Source organism: Dyadobacter chenwenxiniae (assembly GCF_022869785.1).
Taxonomy (GTDB): domain Bacteria; phylum Bacteroidota; class Bacteroidia; order Cytophagales; family Spirosomataceae; genus Dyadobacter; species Dyadobacter chenwenxiniae.
This window is the reverse complement of the sequence record NZ_CP094997.1, coordinates 4,976,042-4,992,350: the sequence shown is the minus strand read 5'-3', so window position 1 is coordinate 4,992,350 and position 16,309 is coordinate 4,976,042. Positions and strand designations below refer to the sequence as shown.

The 16,309-nt window shown below is 45.1% G+C and carries 12 protein-coding genes and 1 tRNA gene; 8 read left to right on the top strand and 5 right to left on the bottom strand.

Annotated features, from left to right (window positions below):
- Positions 1-49: 49 nt before the first annotated feature.
- The gene (locus MUK70_RS21310; RefSeq protein ID WP_234602826.1) at positions 50-1,285 is read right to left on the bottom strand and encodes a serine hydrolase domain-containing protein; all 1,236 of its coding nucleotides are present in this window, start codon (positions 1,283-1,285) and stop codon (positions 50-52) included.
- A 75-nt stretch (positions 1,286-1,360) separates the two neighbouring features.
- Positions 1,361-2,497 carry a T9SS type A sorting domain-containing protein gene (locus MUK70_RS21305; protein WP_234655045.1) on the bottom strand — a complete coding sequence of 379 codons (1,137 nt, stop codon included), beginning with the start codon at positions 2,495-2,497 and terminating at the stop codon, positions 1,361-1,363.
- Positions 2,498-2,939: 442 nt separating this feature from the next.
- Between MUK70_RS21305 and MUK70_RS21300 the strand changes: the two genes are divergently transcribed.
- Entirely contained in the window at positions 2,940-4,268 is a 1,329-nt protein-coding gene (locus MUK70_RS21300) for a hypothetical protein (protein WP_234655044.1), read from the top strand.
- Between the two features lie 87 nt (positions 4,269-4,355).
- Positions 4,356-5,384, top strand: coding sequence for a T9SS type A sorting domain-containing protein (locus MUK70_RS21295; RefSeq protein WP_234655043.1), 1,029 nt, complete (start codon positions 4,356-4,358; stop codon positions 5,382-5,384).
- Between the two features lie 365 nt (positions 5,385-5,749).
- On the opposite strand, the gene MUK70_RS31200 is transcribed toward MUK70_RS21295, so the two are convergent.
- Together MUK70_RS31200 and asnS are read right to left on the bottom strand one after the other, a co-directional pair.
- Positions 5,750-5,923 (bottom strand): DUF6843 domain-containing protein, encoded by a 174-nt coding sequence (locus MUK70_RS31200; RefSeq protein WP_374759708.1) that lies wholly within the window; start codon positions 5,921-5,923, stop codon positions 5,750-5,752.
- Between the two features lie 74 nt (positions 5,924-5,997).
- A complete protein-coding gene (gene asnS / locus MUK70_RS21290) occupies positions 5,998-7,434 on the bottom strand; it encodes an asparagine--tRNA ligase (protein ID WP_234655042.1) in 1,437 nt (478 codons plus the stop codon).
- Between the two features lie 192 nt (positions 7,435-7,626).
- Here asnS and MUK70_RS21285 point away from each other — a divergent pair, with 192 nt between their 5' ends.
- From MUK70_RS21285 to MUK70_RS21275, 3 genes are all read left to right on the top strand, one after another.
- On the top strand, positions 7,627-8,265 hold the full coding sequence (locus MUK70_RS21285) for a hypothetical protein (protein ID WP_234655041.1): 639 nt from the start codon (positions 7,627-7,629) through the stop codon (positions 8,263-8,265).
- A gap of 19 nt (positions 8,266-8,284) precedes the next feature.
- Positions 8,285-9,064 carry an enoyl-CoA hydratase/isomerase family protein gene (locus tag MUK70_RS21280; protein ID WP_234655040.1) on the top strand — a complete coding sequence of 260 codons (780 nt, stop codon included), beginning with the start codon at positions 8,285-8,287 and terminating at the stop codon, positions 9,062-9,064.
- A 125-nt stretch (positions 9,065-9,189) separates the two neighbouring features.
- A tRNA-Arg gene (locus MUK70_RS21275) sits at positions 9,190-9,263 on the top strand.
- A 335-nt stretch (positions 9,264-9,598) separates the two neighbouring features.
- On the opposite strand, the gene MUK70_RS21270 is transcribed toward MUK70_RS21275, so the two are convergent.
- Positions 9,599-12,196 (bottom strand): AAA family ATPase, encoded by a 2,598-nt coding sequence (locus MUK70_RS21270; RefSeq protein ID WP_234655039.1) that lies wholly within the window; start codon positions 12,194-12,196, stop codon positions 9,599-9,601.
- 267 nt (positions 12,197-12,463) lie between these two features.
- Between MUK70_RS21270 and MUK70_RS21265 the strand changes: the two genes are divergently transcribed.
- The 3 genes from MUK70_RS21265 (at position 12,464) to MUK70_RS21255 (ending at position 16,302) form a co-directional block, all read left to right on the top strand.
- Positions 12,464-13,693 (top strand): acetyltransferase domain-containing protein, encoded by a 1,230-nt coding sequence (locus MUK70_RS21265; RefSeq protein WP_234655038.1) that lies wholly within the window; start codon positions 12,464-12,466, stop codon positions 13,691-13,693.
- 38 nt (positions 13,694-13,731) lie between these two features.
- A complete protein-coding gene (locus MUK70_RS21260; protein WP_234655037.1) occupies positions 13,732-14,742 on the top strand; it encodes an NHL repeat-containing protein in 1,011 nt (336 codons plus the stop codon).
- Between the two features lie 87 nt (positions 14,743-14,829).
- Entirely contained in the window at positions 14,830-16,302 is a 1,473-nt protein-coding gene (locus tag MUK70_RS21255; protein WP_234655036.1) for a M57 family metalloprotease, read from the top strand.
- The last annotated feature ends 7 nt before the right edge of the window (positions 16,303-16,309 follow it).

The window sequence follows — 16,309 nt, the reverse complement described above, 5'->3', positions numbered from 1 at the left end:
TCGTTTGTTTCGGCAAATATCCTGAATTCGCGGCCGAATTCAAATAAACCTAGATGTCTTTCTCAATCTCCTCGACTTTGCCAGGTCCGTGGATCACTTCGAGCAGTTCTTTGAGGTCGTAAGTGGAGCGGTTATAGGAATTTCCCAGTACAATGATCACCGCCTCGTCTTCCGGGCAAACCCAAAGCATGGTGTTATAACCTTTCCACCAGCCGCCGTGGTAAATGAAGCGCGGCGTGTTATCCTCTTTTGTGTGCATACGAAAGCCATAACCATAATTCCGGATGCCGGCGCGTTCGAAACTGCGCGGTTTGAATGCTTCGTCGAGCAGTTTTTTGTCTAACAACAAACCTTGCGAAAGGCCATTGTAAAACTTATAAATGTCGCCTGTTGTCGAGTATAAGCCCTTGTCGCCGACCACATCGTCATAATAATCCTTTTCCAATTTGCGCCCGAACTGATGGCCATCCGTTCTGTGTTGCATAGCGGCGCTGGATGTATCTGTGACCAAAAACGAATTCGTCATGCCGAGCGGCGCGAAAATTTGATCAAACAAATAGGTCCCGAAAGGTTCGCCCGATACTTTTTCTACAATCGCGGCCAGCACGCAGTAATTGGTGTTGCAATAATTAAATGACCTTCCGGGGCGGTTATACGGCGTTGGCGTAGGAACCACTTTGGCATACCAATCCATAATATCCAGGTTATCAGGATATTTCTTGCCGTGGCGCACGCTATCATCAAAGGAATAAATGTAATTGGGAAGTCCGCTGCGGTGGCTCAGAAGCATATCCACTTTCACGCCGTGGTAAGGGAAATCAGGGAAAAAACGCTGCACAGAATCGTCCAGGCTTACGCGGCCTTCCTGCACGAGTTTGAGAACGGCAATGGCCGTGAAAGGCTTGGAAAGCGAGGCAAGCTGAAAGCGTGAATGGCTGTTTAATGTATCCTTTTTCTTAATGTGAGCAAAACCAAAGGAATTCTGATAAAGCACTTGTCCTTTCTGAACAATGAGCACATTACCATTAAAACCGGCCCTTTTTTTACGCCTGAAAATATCTTCAATTTTAGCGATCTTCGCCGCAGTTGCAGCGTCAGGATTTTTAACGGGAACAGGGTCGAGCTTGGAGACCATCTTGCCGTCGACCATAATTTCCTCCGGTCCCGACTTCTTTTTCCTCACCAATCCCCAGGATACAACGAGGATTACCAGGACAGCTAATGCCGCCCACCACACTTTCGGCTGCACTTTTTTCAACATAGGCTTCAAGCCATTAATTTTCATCGGAACATTGCTTAGCTAACGACGAATCGCAGGCAATTTTTATACTAGAGCATTACAAATTAAGCGCACAATATTTTACCGAACTAATACTTTCGCATGTTCTTTGCGGCCATTTGTTTGGCAGGATAATAAATATAAACCGGGCAGAAGTGGCCGAACAGGAATTATATCAACAAATCCTTGTGCATTGAATTCCAGTTTCGTGACTATACGTAAGCCGGTCAAATCTCTGAGTTCAAATGATTCAGCATCCATATTTTTACCAAAAACAGAAATTTTCGTGGCGGAGGCCGGGTTAGGGACAATGCAGAACGAAGCAGATGCAGGCTGGATCAAAACATTCGCCGAACACGAAAATGCGGATTTCCCACCTGCATCGATCATTTGCAGTCTGTAATAGTTTATGCCGGGAAGCGGCGCCGGGTCGGTGAACCCGTAACGCGTTCTTCCATCCGTTTCGCCACTAGCGGGCAATGTTCCGATTTCTTCAAAATTGCTGAGATCGGCGCTCCGTTCGATTAGGAAATGCCTGCTGTTCCTTTCCCAGGTGGTTTCCCAGGAAAGCAGTGTTTTGCCTTCGCGCGCTGTTGCTTTGAAATAAGTGAGATAAACAGGCAGCACAATCGCCAGCACATCGCCGTTCACAACGATCTCATCAAACCATAATGTGCCGTAAATGCTGGTGGGGCCGTAGCCGTAAATGCGGAATGTGAAAGTGTTTTCTGAGAGGTTGTTAAATCCTGCCGGGACCGAGAATGTGTAAAATTGGCTGGGATTAACCAATGTAGATGCAGTAAGGTCCGAAGCAAAGCCATCCATACTCGTCCGGATTTTGAATTGCTTTGGCCCGTCGGGCGAGCGCCGGAGTCGCAGGGAAATGCTGGTAATGTTGTACTTAAATGATTTGGCAGTGAATTTGAACTCCATATAGCGGCTATCGGAAAAAGAGTTTGGCCAGGGCCGCACCACATATGCCGCCACCGTTGCGCCGCCGAGCCCATAACCGGCATTGAGCGCGTTCGTATTGCCGCCACCTGCGAGCACGGCGTCGGCAGGAATAAAATTAGCATGGTTGGAAACACCGCTCTGGATGTAATCCATCGACCATTTGATTTTAAATGCTTCCTGCGCAAAGCTATTTAAAACAGAAAACAGCATCATTGACGAAGTCAGAATGATGCTGTTTCGAAAAGAATGAAAGTCCTTTTTCAAGCGCGTGAAATTTAAGATTTACAGTATTTGCTTTATTGATACGGTAAAATCTGAAAAGGTCACGCGGGGATTGTCTTTTTCTTAAAGTGACTTTTTTGTGATTGTAAGTCCGGTTATCGTTTAGCCCTAAATCCTCATTTGTTGATAAACCTCGAGCCTTTCGCATGGATGTGAATTTAAAAGCCTGTCAAAAACATTGTAGTTGCAATTACTGCAAATACCTTCCCAATAATCAAGAACCAATTGCTTTCGACGCTGAAAGACAAGTAAATATTATAGGAATACCGTTGGTTCACTCAGACTAACCCTTCATTCATTACATTATCCAAAGTCTAATTAGCCACTCCAAATTACAACCCGTAATCCGATTGCTCGGGCCTAGATGAAACAATGAACACAAACAGTTTAAAGATGCTTATGAACATTTAAACACTATAATATTATGAATAAGATTTTTTTATCAGCTATCGCTATTTTTCTTCTTGCATTAGGTCATTCCAATGCCCAGCTTTTACAGGATTCTCATGGGGATCCCTGCGTAAACTGCGTTCCTTCCGGATGGACAATATCAGCATACCAACCTAGCATTTCTAATATCAAATACTTGGGGGGAAACACTTCGGCAGGCACTACCTGGAATCCCGCTATCTTACCTCCACCAACTTTTGAGGCTTGTCTTGACCCTTTGGCAAATGGGTTTCTTACAATTATGGCTAACTACTTAGGCGCCGCGGTGGCTCAAACAACAATCAGTAATCTGACACCCGGGCGGAAGTATAAAATACACTACAATGTGATTTCATTAAGAGTCGGCAATCTGGGCTTTGGTACGCAAGCGAAGCTAGGTCTTGTCTCTGGAGGTTCGGGAATAAACGTAACCAAGTTTCAACCAGGCGGTGGGCCAGGATTTGGTAATGTCAGCACTTGGATTCCCCAGGTTCTGGAGTTTACAGCAACAGGAACCACTGCAGTCGTAGCCTTTTCAGGAGAAGGCGGACAACTGACGGGCTACCTGGGCCTGGATATCGGACACAGTGCAATTAGCGCATGTGACGCCGGTTTATCCCAAGTAGCGTTAATACAACCCATTAATAAGGGAACGAATAAGTGTCCTGAGGCCACTGTCAATCTGAATGATTTTGTTGTCGCTGGTACTCCGCCATGTCCGTCATGTGTTGTGGTTTGGCAGCAATCCCAGTATCATAGCGAACCTCTAAATTTAACTGATGCGCATATTGCTGCTGCGGGGGATGGGCAGTATTTTGCTTTTTGGTATGATAAGCACAATTCGTGCTTTAATACGGACCTCTCTACCTCATTGGTTACCGTTCAAATAAGCGATTGCCCCGACCTGAGTCCTTCTCTGGATATCAATGCAATAGTTGTTACTGAGGCAAGCAAGGATTTTGTGGTTAACCTTTTTGAAAACAGTGGCGTACCTACTTCAGGAGCTGTCACATTTCGTATAAACAAAGTTGGAGGTTTTAAAATAACTTATCCAACTGTGAGCGGTGTCTCTGATGTATTTCAAGGAGGTACGCCTAACCAAAATAGCAACTGGACGTTTTCAGAAAATGCCAGTTATATCACCGCGTCTTCCACAACACCCATTCCTGCAAAAGGGAAAGCGGTTGTTGGTTTCACGATAAAGCCAAATGAAGGAGTCACACCCGGTACTGGCCAGAATATAAAAGCAACACTAATTGGTAAGACGGGTGGTGATAAAGATTCGCGCAACAACGCGATAGTGACATCTATTTCCACAAATTAAGGCCTGTCAACAAAAAGACCCGTGCTATATATAGGCCAATGCAATACTATTCAATTTTTAGGTCGATCCTTTAATTCAAAATGAACAATGAAAATCAAAACACTTTTACTTAGTAGTCTAATTGCCGCTTGCACCTGCATTTTCAATTTTGCACATGCACAGGATATCGGCATAAATATTACGCCTTTACAATCATCAATTCTCAACTACGAGACAGGCGCAATTGACGTGACGATATGCAATGATGATCCAGATCCGATAACTGCTCCTGCTAATAGAATACGACCACTAATAAGCTTTTCAGAGAATCTAACAATTACCGAAGTCGTAAATAGTGATGGAACTCCCCTAAGCGATTTTACGATCCTCTCACTTGAGAATATTCCGGGCAGCCATTCGGTTCGTTTACTGTACAACCCTCCCCTTGAAAATGCAACTTGTATTAGTTTTCATATTCTGTTTACTGGAAATAAGGTCGGTAACGGGATTATAGTGGCAAACCTTGGTTTTGCAGATCCAGGCCAAACTCCGGGAAACGACACTGGTAATGACAATAGCACAACAACCACACCTGTCGAGGTAAACCTCCCGGTAACGCTAAAAGAATTCAATGCTTCAAGTGAAGGAAAAACTGCATCATTGACCTGGGCCACAACCGAAGAAACCAACAGCGACCGCTTCGATGTACAGCGTAGTTTTGATGGAAAAAAATGGAAAACAATTCAGACAGTGGCTGCAACGGGTGAAAGTAAGGCGCAGGTCAACTATGTTGCAGTTGATAATGATCCACTGGAGGGTGATAACCTTTATCGTTTGCATATGATTGACAGAGATGGAACGAGCGCTTATAGCCGGATTCGTACTGTTAAGTTTGAGGGGGTTGCTACCTACACGTACCCTAATCCTGTTTCGGAGGAATTGACAATTCAAGCTGCTGATTGGAGCAAGATTTCGAAAGTGAAGATTGTCGGTTCTGATGGAAAAGAAGTTTACCGTTCAGCTGGTAAGCCCTCGTCAAAAGTGAATGTGAAGGGTATGCCGAATGGCATTTATGTGGTACAATTGACAAACACCAATGGATCGGAAACCACCTATAAAATCGTGGTTAATCAATAATCTTAAACAGTAAGCTATCCTCGAACATCGGCCAAACTCAATAGCGTTAGTTACAAAATTGAGTTTGGCCGAATCTCCCACTGTAATTAGATAGCTATCTGATCTTCATAAAATGGTCGTTGTTGCTCCGCGCGCAAGCACAAAGATTGTTTGGTTTCAGTCCTATCTCTGATTGGTGCCGATGTAGAAATATGAGAATCTTACCTCCTCCTTACTTTCATCGTCTTTATAGGATATGCCAGATACTTCTTCAAAACCAACAATAGTCTCCTTTGGTATTTCCTTTGATATGTTATATGAGGGCAGCTTATATCGCGGTGCTACTTTTTCATAATAATATTCTGCAAACTCTCGCCTTCCTGTGTTTATTTCAAGTTATGTTCCAAAATACTTTTAGCGTGGATTTCATACATGATTTTTCGGCCTTCTTGTTTTGGTAATACCCCTGATTTTTGGTTGAAAATTATTACGATGTACCCTTTAAAATCCTTTGGGATTATCCAAATATTCCCATCTCCGAAACTGCAACCAGATAGCATAAATAATAATATGGGAAGAGCAAAAGTAGCTTCTTAAAAAGGTAACAGGGTTACCAAAAAACTTCAAAATATTGTTAGAACTCTGCGCTTTTCGGATATCTCGGGAATGGAATTACGTCACGAATGTTGCTCATACCCGTCACAAACAGCACCAAACGCTCAAATCCAAGTCCGAAACCGGAGTGCGGCGCGGTTCCGAATTTGCGCGTTTCCAGATACCACCAAAGGTTTTGGGGATCGATGCCGACCTCGTGTACGCGACCTAAAAGTTTATCATAATCCTCTTCACGCTGGCTTCCGCCAATGATTTCACCGATGCCGGGAAACAAAACATCCATCGCACGAACCGTTTTGCCATCCTCGTCCAGTTTCATGTAAAAGGACTTGATCTCTTTTGGATAATTGGTGAGTATAACCGGTTTCTTGAAATGTTTTTCAACCAAATAACGCTCATGCTCGCTGGAAAGGTCAATTCCCCAGCCCACCGGATATTGGAATTTCTTTTCTTTATGTGGTTTTGATTTCAATAAAATATCAATGGCTTCCGTGTAAGTCAGGCGCTCGAAAGGATTATCAACTACAAAACTCAGTTTTTCGAGAAGTGGGATAGAACGCTCGTTTTGTGGCTTGTTCTTTTCTTCCTCTGCCAACCTGTTTTGCAAGAAATTAAGATCGTCTTTGCAGTTATTCAAAGCATAAGTGATCACTTTTTTCACAAAATCCTCTGCCAGATCCATATTGTCTTCCAGCTCGAAAAACGCCATTTCAGGTTCGATCATCCAGAATTCAGCCAAATGGCGCGTTGTGTTGGAATTTTCCGCGCGGAATGTTGGTCCGAATGTATAAATCTTGGAAAGTGCCATCGCACCCAGCTCGCCTTCAAGCTGACCGGAAACCGTCAGATTAGCCTCTCTCCCAAAGAAATCTTCTTTGAAATTGATCGCGCCTTCTTCCGTTCTTGGTAATTTATTGAGATCTAATGTCGTAACCCGGAACATTTCACCCGCACCTTCTGCATCCGAAGCCGTAATAACAGGTGTGTGCAGATAGAAAAATCCGCCATCATTGAAATATTGATGTACTGCAAATGCCAACGCGTGACGAATGCGCAGAATGGCGCTGAATGTGTTCGTACGAGGGCGCAAATGCGCTATTTCGCGTAAAAATTCGAGGGAATGTTTTTTAGGCTGCAAAGGAAAGGTCTCAGGATCGGCCGTTCCGTAAACCAGGATATCTTCGATTTTAACTTCAACAGCCTGACCAGAACCCTGTGATTCAACCAGTTGTCCCGTTATTTTAAGGCAGGAACCAGTCGTGACGGTGCTTAGCAGTTCAGCAGAAAACTGGCCGGGCTCGGCCACGGCCTGAATATTATGAATGGTTGAACCGTCATTCAACGCAATGAAAATCGCGTTTTTGCTCTCACGTTTTGTCCTGACCCATCCTTTAACTGTAACGGATTGGTTTTCAGGAGAAGTCTGTAAAATGTCTTTAATTTGCTGCGGTCCCATTTTCTTTTGGTTTCAATCTTAATGTACTGAATGCTTGTGAATCCGGCTTTCCGAATGAGGCGCAAAATTACAAATTACCCTACGAAAACCTATTCCGTGCGCCTAACTTACTTTTCTATGGGAACTGACTCTTGTGCAGACTGGTTTTCAGCGTAATTTTGTCAATCAATATCCGATTAAAGACATTCTCCCTTGAACAATCGAATCGCACTCATATTATCAGTAGCATTTCATCCGCTGATTCTTACGACTTATTTATTCGCACTATTATTTCTTATTTCCCCTGAACTTGTCGGCGTCAGCGCTCTCGAACTTCCGGCACTGGGCAGCCTGCTGATGCTTTTATTCCTGAACACATTCATCGCGCCCACATTGGTTGTTTATTATTTTCAAAAAATGGGCATTATCAGCACGATGCACGTGGACGATCTCGCCGAGCGCAGATTGCCTTACCTCGCCTGTATCATTATTTACGGCCTGGCCACTTACCTGTTTGGCTGGAAGCTTCAACCCATTAGCGAACTTGCCCCGCAAATCTCAATTATTCTTGGCGCTGCCACTGTTTCGTTACTCATTGTCACTGTGGTGAGTTTGTTTTGGAAAATCAGCGCACACGCAACCGGCATAGGAGGCACAATCGGCATGTTGACGGGCCTGTTAATGCGTCACGATGATGCGCAACTGCTTATCCCTTTAATATTTACTGTCTTGATCGCGGGCTGGCTGCTCAGCGCCAGGCTGCATTTGAATGCGCACACGCCTGCACAAATTTTAGTTGGCGTCATTTGCGGCGCCTTCGTAAGTAGCCTGACGGTTTATTTTTTCTTTTGACAAAAAACACTTCACGGCAATGTATCAGCACCTACTTTTCGAAAACACCAATGGCGTTGCCAGGATCACATTGAACCGGCCGCAGGTTTACCATGCATTGAGCCCTGCGTTGATCAGCGAAATCACCGTCGCAATAAAAGCCGCTGAAAACGACGAATCCGTGCGCGTGCTCATCATCACCGGCGAGGGAGACAAAGCATTTTGTTCAGGCGCAGACTTGAAAGAAACCGCAGGATCGGGTAAAGGTGCCGGGGAGATTTTACGGGAATATTATAATCCCATGATCCAGGCCATCCGCACCATTCCAAAGCCAGTGATTTGTCGGCTCAATGGTTTGGCAGTAGGAGCAGGGTGTTCGCTTGCCCTGGCCTGCGACCTGGTAATCGCCCGCGAGGACACTTATTTAAGTTTACTTTTTGTCCAAATCGGCCTGATGCCCGACGCCGGCGCCACATTCTTCCTGCCGCGCTTGGTCGGCATCGCCCGCGCCTTCGAAATCGCTTCGACCGGCCGGAAAATCTATGCTCCGGAAGCCGCCAGCATCGGCCTGATCAGCAGATCCGTGCCAGCCGACAAACTCGATGCAGCAATCGAGCAAACCGCCGCTTACTACCGCAACGCCCCAACGAAGGCCATAGGCGCAATGAAATTGGTCATGAACGAATCGTTCCAGTCAGACCTGGCCAAAATGCAGCAACACGAGCTCGAAAACCAGGAGCGTTTGTTCAAAACGTACGACGCCCAGGAAGGAATCGCCTCATTTCTACAAAAGAAAAGTCCTGATTTTCAAGGCCGCTAGCATTAAAGTTAAACTTTTTCAAGTTTTTTCACTTTAACCATTTGCTGCAAAGACGCGCTTTTCCTATCTTTGCAGTCCAATTCAGAAACGGTTAGGCATTTGCAGCCGCAAAAGAAAGGGAAAAAGGTTGCGTAGCTCAATTGGATAGAGCACCTGACTACGGATCAGGAGGTTTGGGGTTCGAATCCCTACGTGACCACTTGAAAATCAAAGACTTAGCAAAATTTGCTAAGTCTTTTTTGTTTTTGTTGCAATAAAAGTTGCAATAGATTATAAACTGAATATTCGGATAGCGATGTCTTCAGATAATTCCGATTGTGGCAACTTGCTGATGTTTCTCGTAGAATTACGATTTACGATAAAAGTCCGGCACGGAAAACTTCTGTGCCGGATCTGCTTATAACAAATCTAAAATTTTGATGAAGAAGACCGTCTTCCAAACGCAAGCCGGGTTGACGAACTACCAGGACAAAGCTACATGCAGTTGACTAGCCCGACTATGGTGATGATCCCCATATTATGCGACAATACTCCCTATTTTAAAATTTCGAGTTTCAAAGCTTCATTGACAGCCTTAACACGGGAATTTACATTGAGTTTGACCAGCAATGCAGAGATATGGTGATCTACTGTTTTAGAGGAAATAAACAACTTCGAGGCGATTTCCTTATTCTGCATACCTTCTTTCAGCAGTTGCAGCACAGTCAATTCGCGAAGTGTCAAATTGGCGACATTAGAACTTGTCGTTTGCCTCATTCCGCGTGGGATACGTCTGATACCTGAAGCGAGCATCAGTGACTTAAGCTTTTGATACGTAGCTGTTGCGCCCATTTTCTGGACGAGTTTGATCGCATTGCTTTTATCCAGTTCCTCACCGTCGAACAGGGTTAGGGCCTCTTCGTACGGACATCCTGCAACGTGCCAAAATTGTGTAGTCCGTGTAGCCAGGGTATGGTTGCAGGACTTGTATTTTTCATAAAGGCCGTCAACGGATATTTTCTGACTCCTGACTTTTAGCAGCCAGAAACAAAATTCAGAGTTTTCATAAATATTACCCATTGTTTCAGTCATCTCAATGGTCCTGTCCAACTCTTGGTTGCTCAAGACCTTTTCGCCTGTAAGCCATTCATATTCAAGTAAGGCAACCATTGCGGGGATGATCCTTTGTAATTCCATTGTCTCAAATGCCTTTTCCTGCGCACGGAGTAAAATTGGAAGTGCCCCTGCTTCTGCTCTTCTCATTTTAATGGTCCCAACGATGATCATCGGCCCGATGGTTACGACAGACGGATGTTCGTCGTTTGCGAGGAGTTGTTCCGCAGTTCGGTAAGCGTCGTCCCATGCGCCGGTTTCCATGTCCATTCTTGCATTGAGCGACAGCATATAATTGGTCCAGGAATCGAGCTCGCGTTTTTCGCAATATTGAATTCCTTCATCCAGTACTTTTTTTGCGAATGCAAAATCTTTAAGCCGGATTGAACTTGCGCCCAGGTTGGTGTAGGCACGGGCGGCGTGTTCGTGAAAAGAACCTTTCAATGCGATATGGAGACTTTCCTGCAATACACTGGCCCCTAACTGTTTCAGTTCCGGCATCTCCATCTGAACGGTGCCGACATTGTTGAGCGCGTGAGAAAGCGTTTCCATGTCATCGAGCTTCTTGGCCATGGCAATGGCAAGCTGTCCCCAGGCCATACATTCATGTGGCTGGTGCGAAAGCATTTTTAATTGAGATATATTACTGAATGCCTGCGCCTTGACCTGCGAGTCAGGCTGTTTTTCCAGAACTTCGACGGCCTGAAATCCATATTTTTCGGCCTCGGTGCGGTTGCCTTCAAACCACCACAAACGGGAAAGGAAACGCATACAATCGCCAATTTTTTCCACATCATTTTGCTGCTGGAATAGGGCCAGCAGCTTTTCCTGATATTTAATCGCCTCTCGTGTCTGGTTGGTCAAATAGCATTCATAGGCGTAAGATTCGTAATAATGAATGAGCCTGGCCATATCCTGGCCTTTGTAATAAGTTATGGCTGTACAATACAACTTAGCCGCTTCCTGATGGGCTCCGAGGCTAATGGCCTGGCGAGCAGCCACCGGAATGTAACGGAGCATCAGATCATATTCATTAGCCCGTTCGGCGTGGTGGATAATTCGTTCTGTTTCCTGCTCCGGTTCGTCGGCTTCCAGCAGCAGATCGAGGATGCTTTTATTTAGCGCCGTTTTGGCGAATGGTGAAATAGACGATTCAATCGTGCGACGATACAATTCATGCTTAAAAAATAGCTTATCTGCTTTCAACAACAGGATTTTACAATCCAATGACTGCATGATCATCCGTGTGTAAGTGGGGACAATCTTTTCAAGGTATTTGATCTCTAATCCCGTCGGTGCTACCGAAAGGATCTCCCACACATTGCGGGTTTCGTCACTTTGCCTGGCACAAACAGAAAGTATGGAGTCTTTGATGCTTTCGGGTAGCCCGCTACTATAGCTCGCCAGGATCTCGGTGACATAGAATGGGTTACCGCCGGATATTTCGTAAACGTCCTCGCCGCTATATCCTTTCTCAGCAGCCATCCTGTCCACCGCATGCTTGGAAAGAGGTAGGAGCTCAAGACGCGAAAATGAGTCAATGGGTAACTGGCCTAAAAGATTTCGCAATGGGTGCCGGGAATGAATTTCGTCATTCCGATAGGTGAGAATAAACAGGCACCGTAGTTGATTGATACGCCTGCTGAGGAATTTGATAAAATCCAGGGTTGCTTCGTCAGCCCAGTGTATGTCCTCGAAAATGATGACCGAAGGTTCCGCCAAATTTTTCATTTCGTGGAGGAAATCAGCAAATAGGTCGCCGCGACTGCCTTTGTTTCCTGTCTGAGTTAATGTGTCGTTTCCAAGTTGCCAGATGATATCGTATAACGGTGCCAGTGGCCGGGGCGTAAATAATGCATCGCAGGTACCTTTGAAAATCATGCAATCTCCTTTCCGCTCATTGCAAAATGCCTTTACGAGCGAAGTCTTGCCCATTCCGGCCTCACCACTCAGTAAAATGCAATGACCTTCTCCGTTTATGGTATCATCAAATTGGGTGTTTAGCCGGGTCAAAAAACCCGATCGTTCTATTAATTCCATGGCTAATTGATTAAAGTAGGAGTGTAAGCCTCTTGTTTACACGTTTGAGTGGATACGTAGCAATTATTGTAATAGTTGCTTGAATTGTAATATAGGAGTGGCAAATATTGCAAAATAGGGAATACCTCTTATATCGGTAACAAGATTCTGCACTTGTTTTGCATCAACAAGTTTTTCTGCTTTAATCAGCACATTCATCAGCATTTAAATCTTCATTAGCCGACCGGAATATTCATATAGATCGATTCATTGGAACACACTCAATTTATGTCAACAATTAGTAAATCAGCATATCCAATTAATAATCAAGAGCCCCTTGCATTAAAAAGCAAAAGGATTTACGCTATCGACTTGTTAAGAGGTATAGTAATGATAGTAATGGCGCTGGATCATGTGCGGGATTACTTCCATGTTGATGCTTTCTTTTACAGTCCCACAGATTTGACGCAAACCAATGTTGCTCTTTTCTTCACTAGATTAATTACACATTTCTGTGCGCCTATATTTATTTTCCTTGCAGGTATTTCAGCTTGTCTGTATGGCGCAAAGCGAAGCCGAAAACAATTATCTTTTTTCCTGCTGATAAGAGGCATATGGCTCATTCTGGCTGAATGCTTTATTGTGACATTTGAATGGACATTCAATCCTTCGTATCCTTATTTCAATCTGGCAGTAATCTGGGTAACGGGGGTGAGTATGGTTTTTATGTCAGCCATTATTTATCTGAATAAAAAAGTCATTTCCGTAGTGGGCATCTTACTAATTGCGGGTCACAATTTGCTGGATAATGTGAATGTTCCCGGTGGTGGTTTTGGATCGTTTTTATGGGCATTGATCCACGAGCCGGGTTACTTCACTTTTGGAAACTTCTCCTTTTCAGTCCGATATGCATTGCTACCCTGGCTTGGTATTATGGCAACGGGCTATGCCGTGGGCAATTTATACCTATCTAATTATCATTCCGCGAAAAGGAGGGCCACATTCATCTACGTGGGGCTTGGGGCCATGGTGCTGTTTGTTATTTTAAGATGTAATAACTGGTATGGTGACGCCGCGCATTGGTCATTACAAAAATCCGGCCTACTCAGTTTGCTTTCTTTTTTAAATGTCAGCAAGTATCCGCCGTCGCTGCTTTATGCACTCATGACGCTTGGGCCGGCACTTACTTTTCTTGCATTGATTGAAAAACCTTCTGGTAAATGGTCATCGGTGGTAAGTGTGTTCGGACGGGTACCCATGTTCTACTACCTAGCCCACTTGTATTTGATTCACATGATGGCAATGGGTGCGGCAGTGCTATCCGGTTATGAATGGGCGGATATGATATTAACGACCAGCGTTAACAACGCAATTGCTTTGAAGGGTTATGGTTTCAATTTGCCAATCGTATACATCATTTGGATAGCGGTGGTTTTGATACTGTATCCGATTTGCAAGAAGTTCGATCAATATAAGAGAGCCAATCAATCTACCAAATGGTGGTTAAGCTACTGGTAACTATGCACACGACATTTATATCCAACTTGCTTTTAACGATGGCTTTATTAATTGCAGGATCATGCAGTAGTATTGTTGAAAATGTGGAACCGCCACCCGCTGACGAGGTTTTAAGGCCATACACAGTGAGCACCCTCGCTGGTAGCGGAATCTATGGCTTTGCTGACGGAGACGGGAAGGATGCTGCTTTTTCAGATGCCTATGGTTTAACCACAGACGCCGCCGGGAATGTTTACGTGGCCGATGGAAATAACAATCGGATCAGGAAGATCACACCTCATGGCATTGTCACAACTGTTGCAGGGGACAGCATTTTCGGAAGTAATGACGGGTCAGTTTCCGAAGCGTTATTCAGCTATCCGCATGGATTAGTGGTTGATGGCAACGGAAATGTTTTTGTGGCGGACTCTGGTAATAGTTTGATCCGTAAAATCAGTCGTGACGGAGTCGTCAGTACCATTGCAGGCAACGGTGTTATCGGATTTAAAAACGGTGTAGGCAAGGCAGCACAGTTTAATTTTCCGGCTGACTTAGTGCTCGATCCGCAAGGAAATTTGTATGTGAGCGACGGCGCCAACCATTGCATTCGAAAAGTAACCCAGGATGGGACCGTCAGCACATTTGCTACTGGTTTTGGATTCCCGGAAGGTATTGAAATAGATAAAGTAGGAAACCTGTATGTGGCTGACACTGGCGGGTTTGTGATACGGAAAGTTACTCCTGAGGGAGCAGTCAGTGTGCTTGCTGGCAGCACGTCGGAAATCGGATATATCGATGGAAAGGGTGGCGAAGTGCGGTTTCATAACCCGGAAGGAATTGCCATAGACAAAGACGGAAATTTATATATAGGGGATTTGAATTCCGCCATTCGAAAAGTTACCCCGGAAGGTATAGTGAGCACCATCGCAGGTAATGGCACGGTCGGCTTTGCAGATGGCGCTGCCGACGAGGCCAAATTCAATCAGCCCAGCGGAATTGCCATGGATGCTGCCGGGAATATTTTCGTAGCAGACGTCAGAAACTCACGCATCCGAAAAATTCATCGATAACATACTCAACTTTTTTACACTTATCCTTTTTATGGGATCAGATTGTCATACTCTTTTAACTAATCTCTCAAACCAAATTCAAATGCTATGAAAAAAAATGTCCTGCTAGTAATCTTCGCTACCCTATGTATGTATGCCTGTCACCAGGACGCTGTTCCAGTTGAAACAGTCGTTCCCAAGGAAATCCGTGATTCGATATCCATTGAAGTGTTAAAAGGTTTTCTTACCGAGGCGATGGGTACATCGGAAAAAGCAGTCGTTTATAATTCAAGGGATACCACGTTTGTCATTGAAGGTGATATTTTAATATCTAAAACGGAGGCTGAGAAGCAATACAAGGATAACGTAAATCTGGCCAGCGCACATCGTCGCAGACGTTGGCTCGTGTCCGATACCTGGGTGCGGAATATCAAAATTTATATGCGTCCAGGTACTCCACCAGAATGGGTTGCGGTCACAAGAACTGCTTTAGCGCAATGGAATCTCCTGAAAGGTGTCAAAGTCAAATTTTCGGAGGTGAGTGAGCTCCGTTGGGCGGACATGGAAATCGTGGCCAGAATTGATGCTACAAGTGATAAAATAGCCGTCGCTCAGTTTCCTTACCTTGAAGGAAAGCCTGGTTCAAGCATTATCATCAATTTGAAGTATAGCTACATTCCCACGGAACAAAAATTGACTACGATGGCCCACGAGCTGGGACATACGCTGGGTATTGCGCATACTGACCTGCATCAGGACGGCATCATTGAGAAGCCAATTCCCGGTACACCAAATTCTGACCTTCATTCAGTCATGAACTCCGTAGTAAGCAACTGGACGGGTTTCACTTTTGGGGACAAGAAGGCTGTCCAGGCAATGTATCCCAATGGAGAATGGATCCAGATGGCCGGCTCTGCCACTGATATTGCGGTAGGGCCGCTGGGGTCGGTGTTTGCCATTGGTAAAGATCCCATAGGCGCTGATTTTGGTATCTATCAACTCGGCTCATTCAATCAATGGTTCAAGTTGCCCGGATCGGCGAGAAAGATTACGGCGGGGGCAGGCGATGTACCCTGGATTATTAACTCTGTAGGTGGAATTTACCGTTATAATTACAATACACGTTTATGGGATCGAATGCCGGGGTCTGCCAAAGACATTGCGGCGGCGGGCGATGGTTCGGTGTATATGATCGGCGGGGCCGCAGCTACGGGAGGTAATTGCATATACAAGTGGAATGGTAGCAACTGGACCCAATTGCCCGGCGGAGCAGTGCGTATTGCAGCAGGAGCGCAGGGTATGCCATGGATAGTCGACAATACGGGTAAAATTTTCTTCCTGGGCGGTAGCGGCGCACACTGGTCAGAGGTTCCTGGCTTAGCTACTGATATTTTCGCCGGGCCCGAAGGCTCAGTTTACATTACGGGCCGCACCCCTGTTTACGGAGGTTATACCTTATCTCGGTGGAACGGGGTGGATTGGAGCCTCATGCCGGGAACTGCGGTTACCCTGGCTGTTAACCACCTCGGAACACCATGGGCAGTGAATAGCTTGGGCGAAATCTGGTACCAGAATTTATAGTCAACAG

Excerpts from the sequence above, each read along its gene's own strand:
- MUK70_RS21300 (WP_234655044.1), top strand. The coding sequence starts at position 2,940 with ATGAATAAGATTTTTTTATCAGCTATCGCTATTTTTCTTCTTGCATTA.
- MUK70_RS21260 (WP_234655037.1), top strand. The coding sequence starts at position 13,732 with ATGGCTTTATTAATTGCAGGATCATGCAGTAGTATTGTTGAAAATGTG.
- MUK70_RS21265 (WP_234655038.1), top strand. The coding sequence starts at position 12,464 with ATGTCAACAATTAGTAAATCAGCATATCCAATTAATAATCAAGAGCCC.
- MUK70_RS21280 (WP_234655040.1), top strand. The coding sequence starts at position 8,285 with ATGTATCAGCACCTACTTTTCGAAAACACCAATGGCGTTGCCAGGATC.
- MUK70_RS21270 (WP_234655039.1), bottom strand. The coding sequence starts at position 12,196 with ATGGAATTAATAGAACGATCGGGTTTTTTGACCCGGCTAAACACCCAA.
- MUK70_RS21310 (WP_234602826.1), bottom strand. The coding sequence starts at position 1,285 with ATGAAAATTAATGGCTTGAAGCCTATGTTGAAAAAAGTGCAGCCGAAA.
- MUK70_RS21255 (WP_234655036.1), top strand. The coding sequence starts at position 14,830 with ATGAAAAAAAATGTCCTGCTAGTAATCTTCGCTACCCTATGTATGTAT.
- MUK70_RS21295 (WP_234655043.1), top strand. The coding sequence starts at position 4,356 with ATGAAAATCAAAACACTTTTACTTAGTAGTCTAATTGCCGCTTGCACC.
- MUK70_RS31200 (WP_374759708.1), bottom strand. The coding sequence starts at position 5,923 with ATGCTATCTGGTTGCAGTTTCGGAGATGGGAATATTTGGATAATCCCA.
- asnS (WP_234655042.1), bottom strand. The coding sequence starts at position 7,434 with ATGGGACCGCAGCAAATTAAAGACATTTTACAGACTTCTCCTGAAAAC.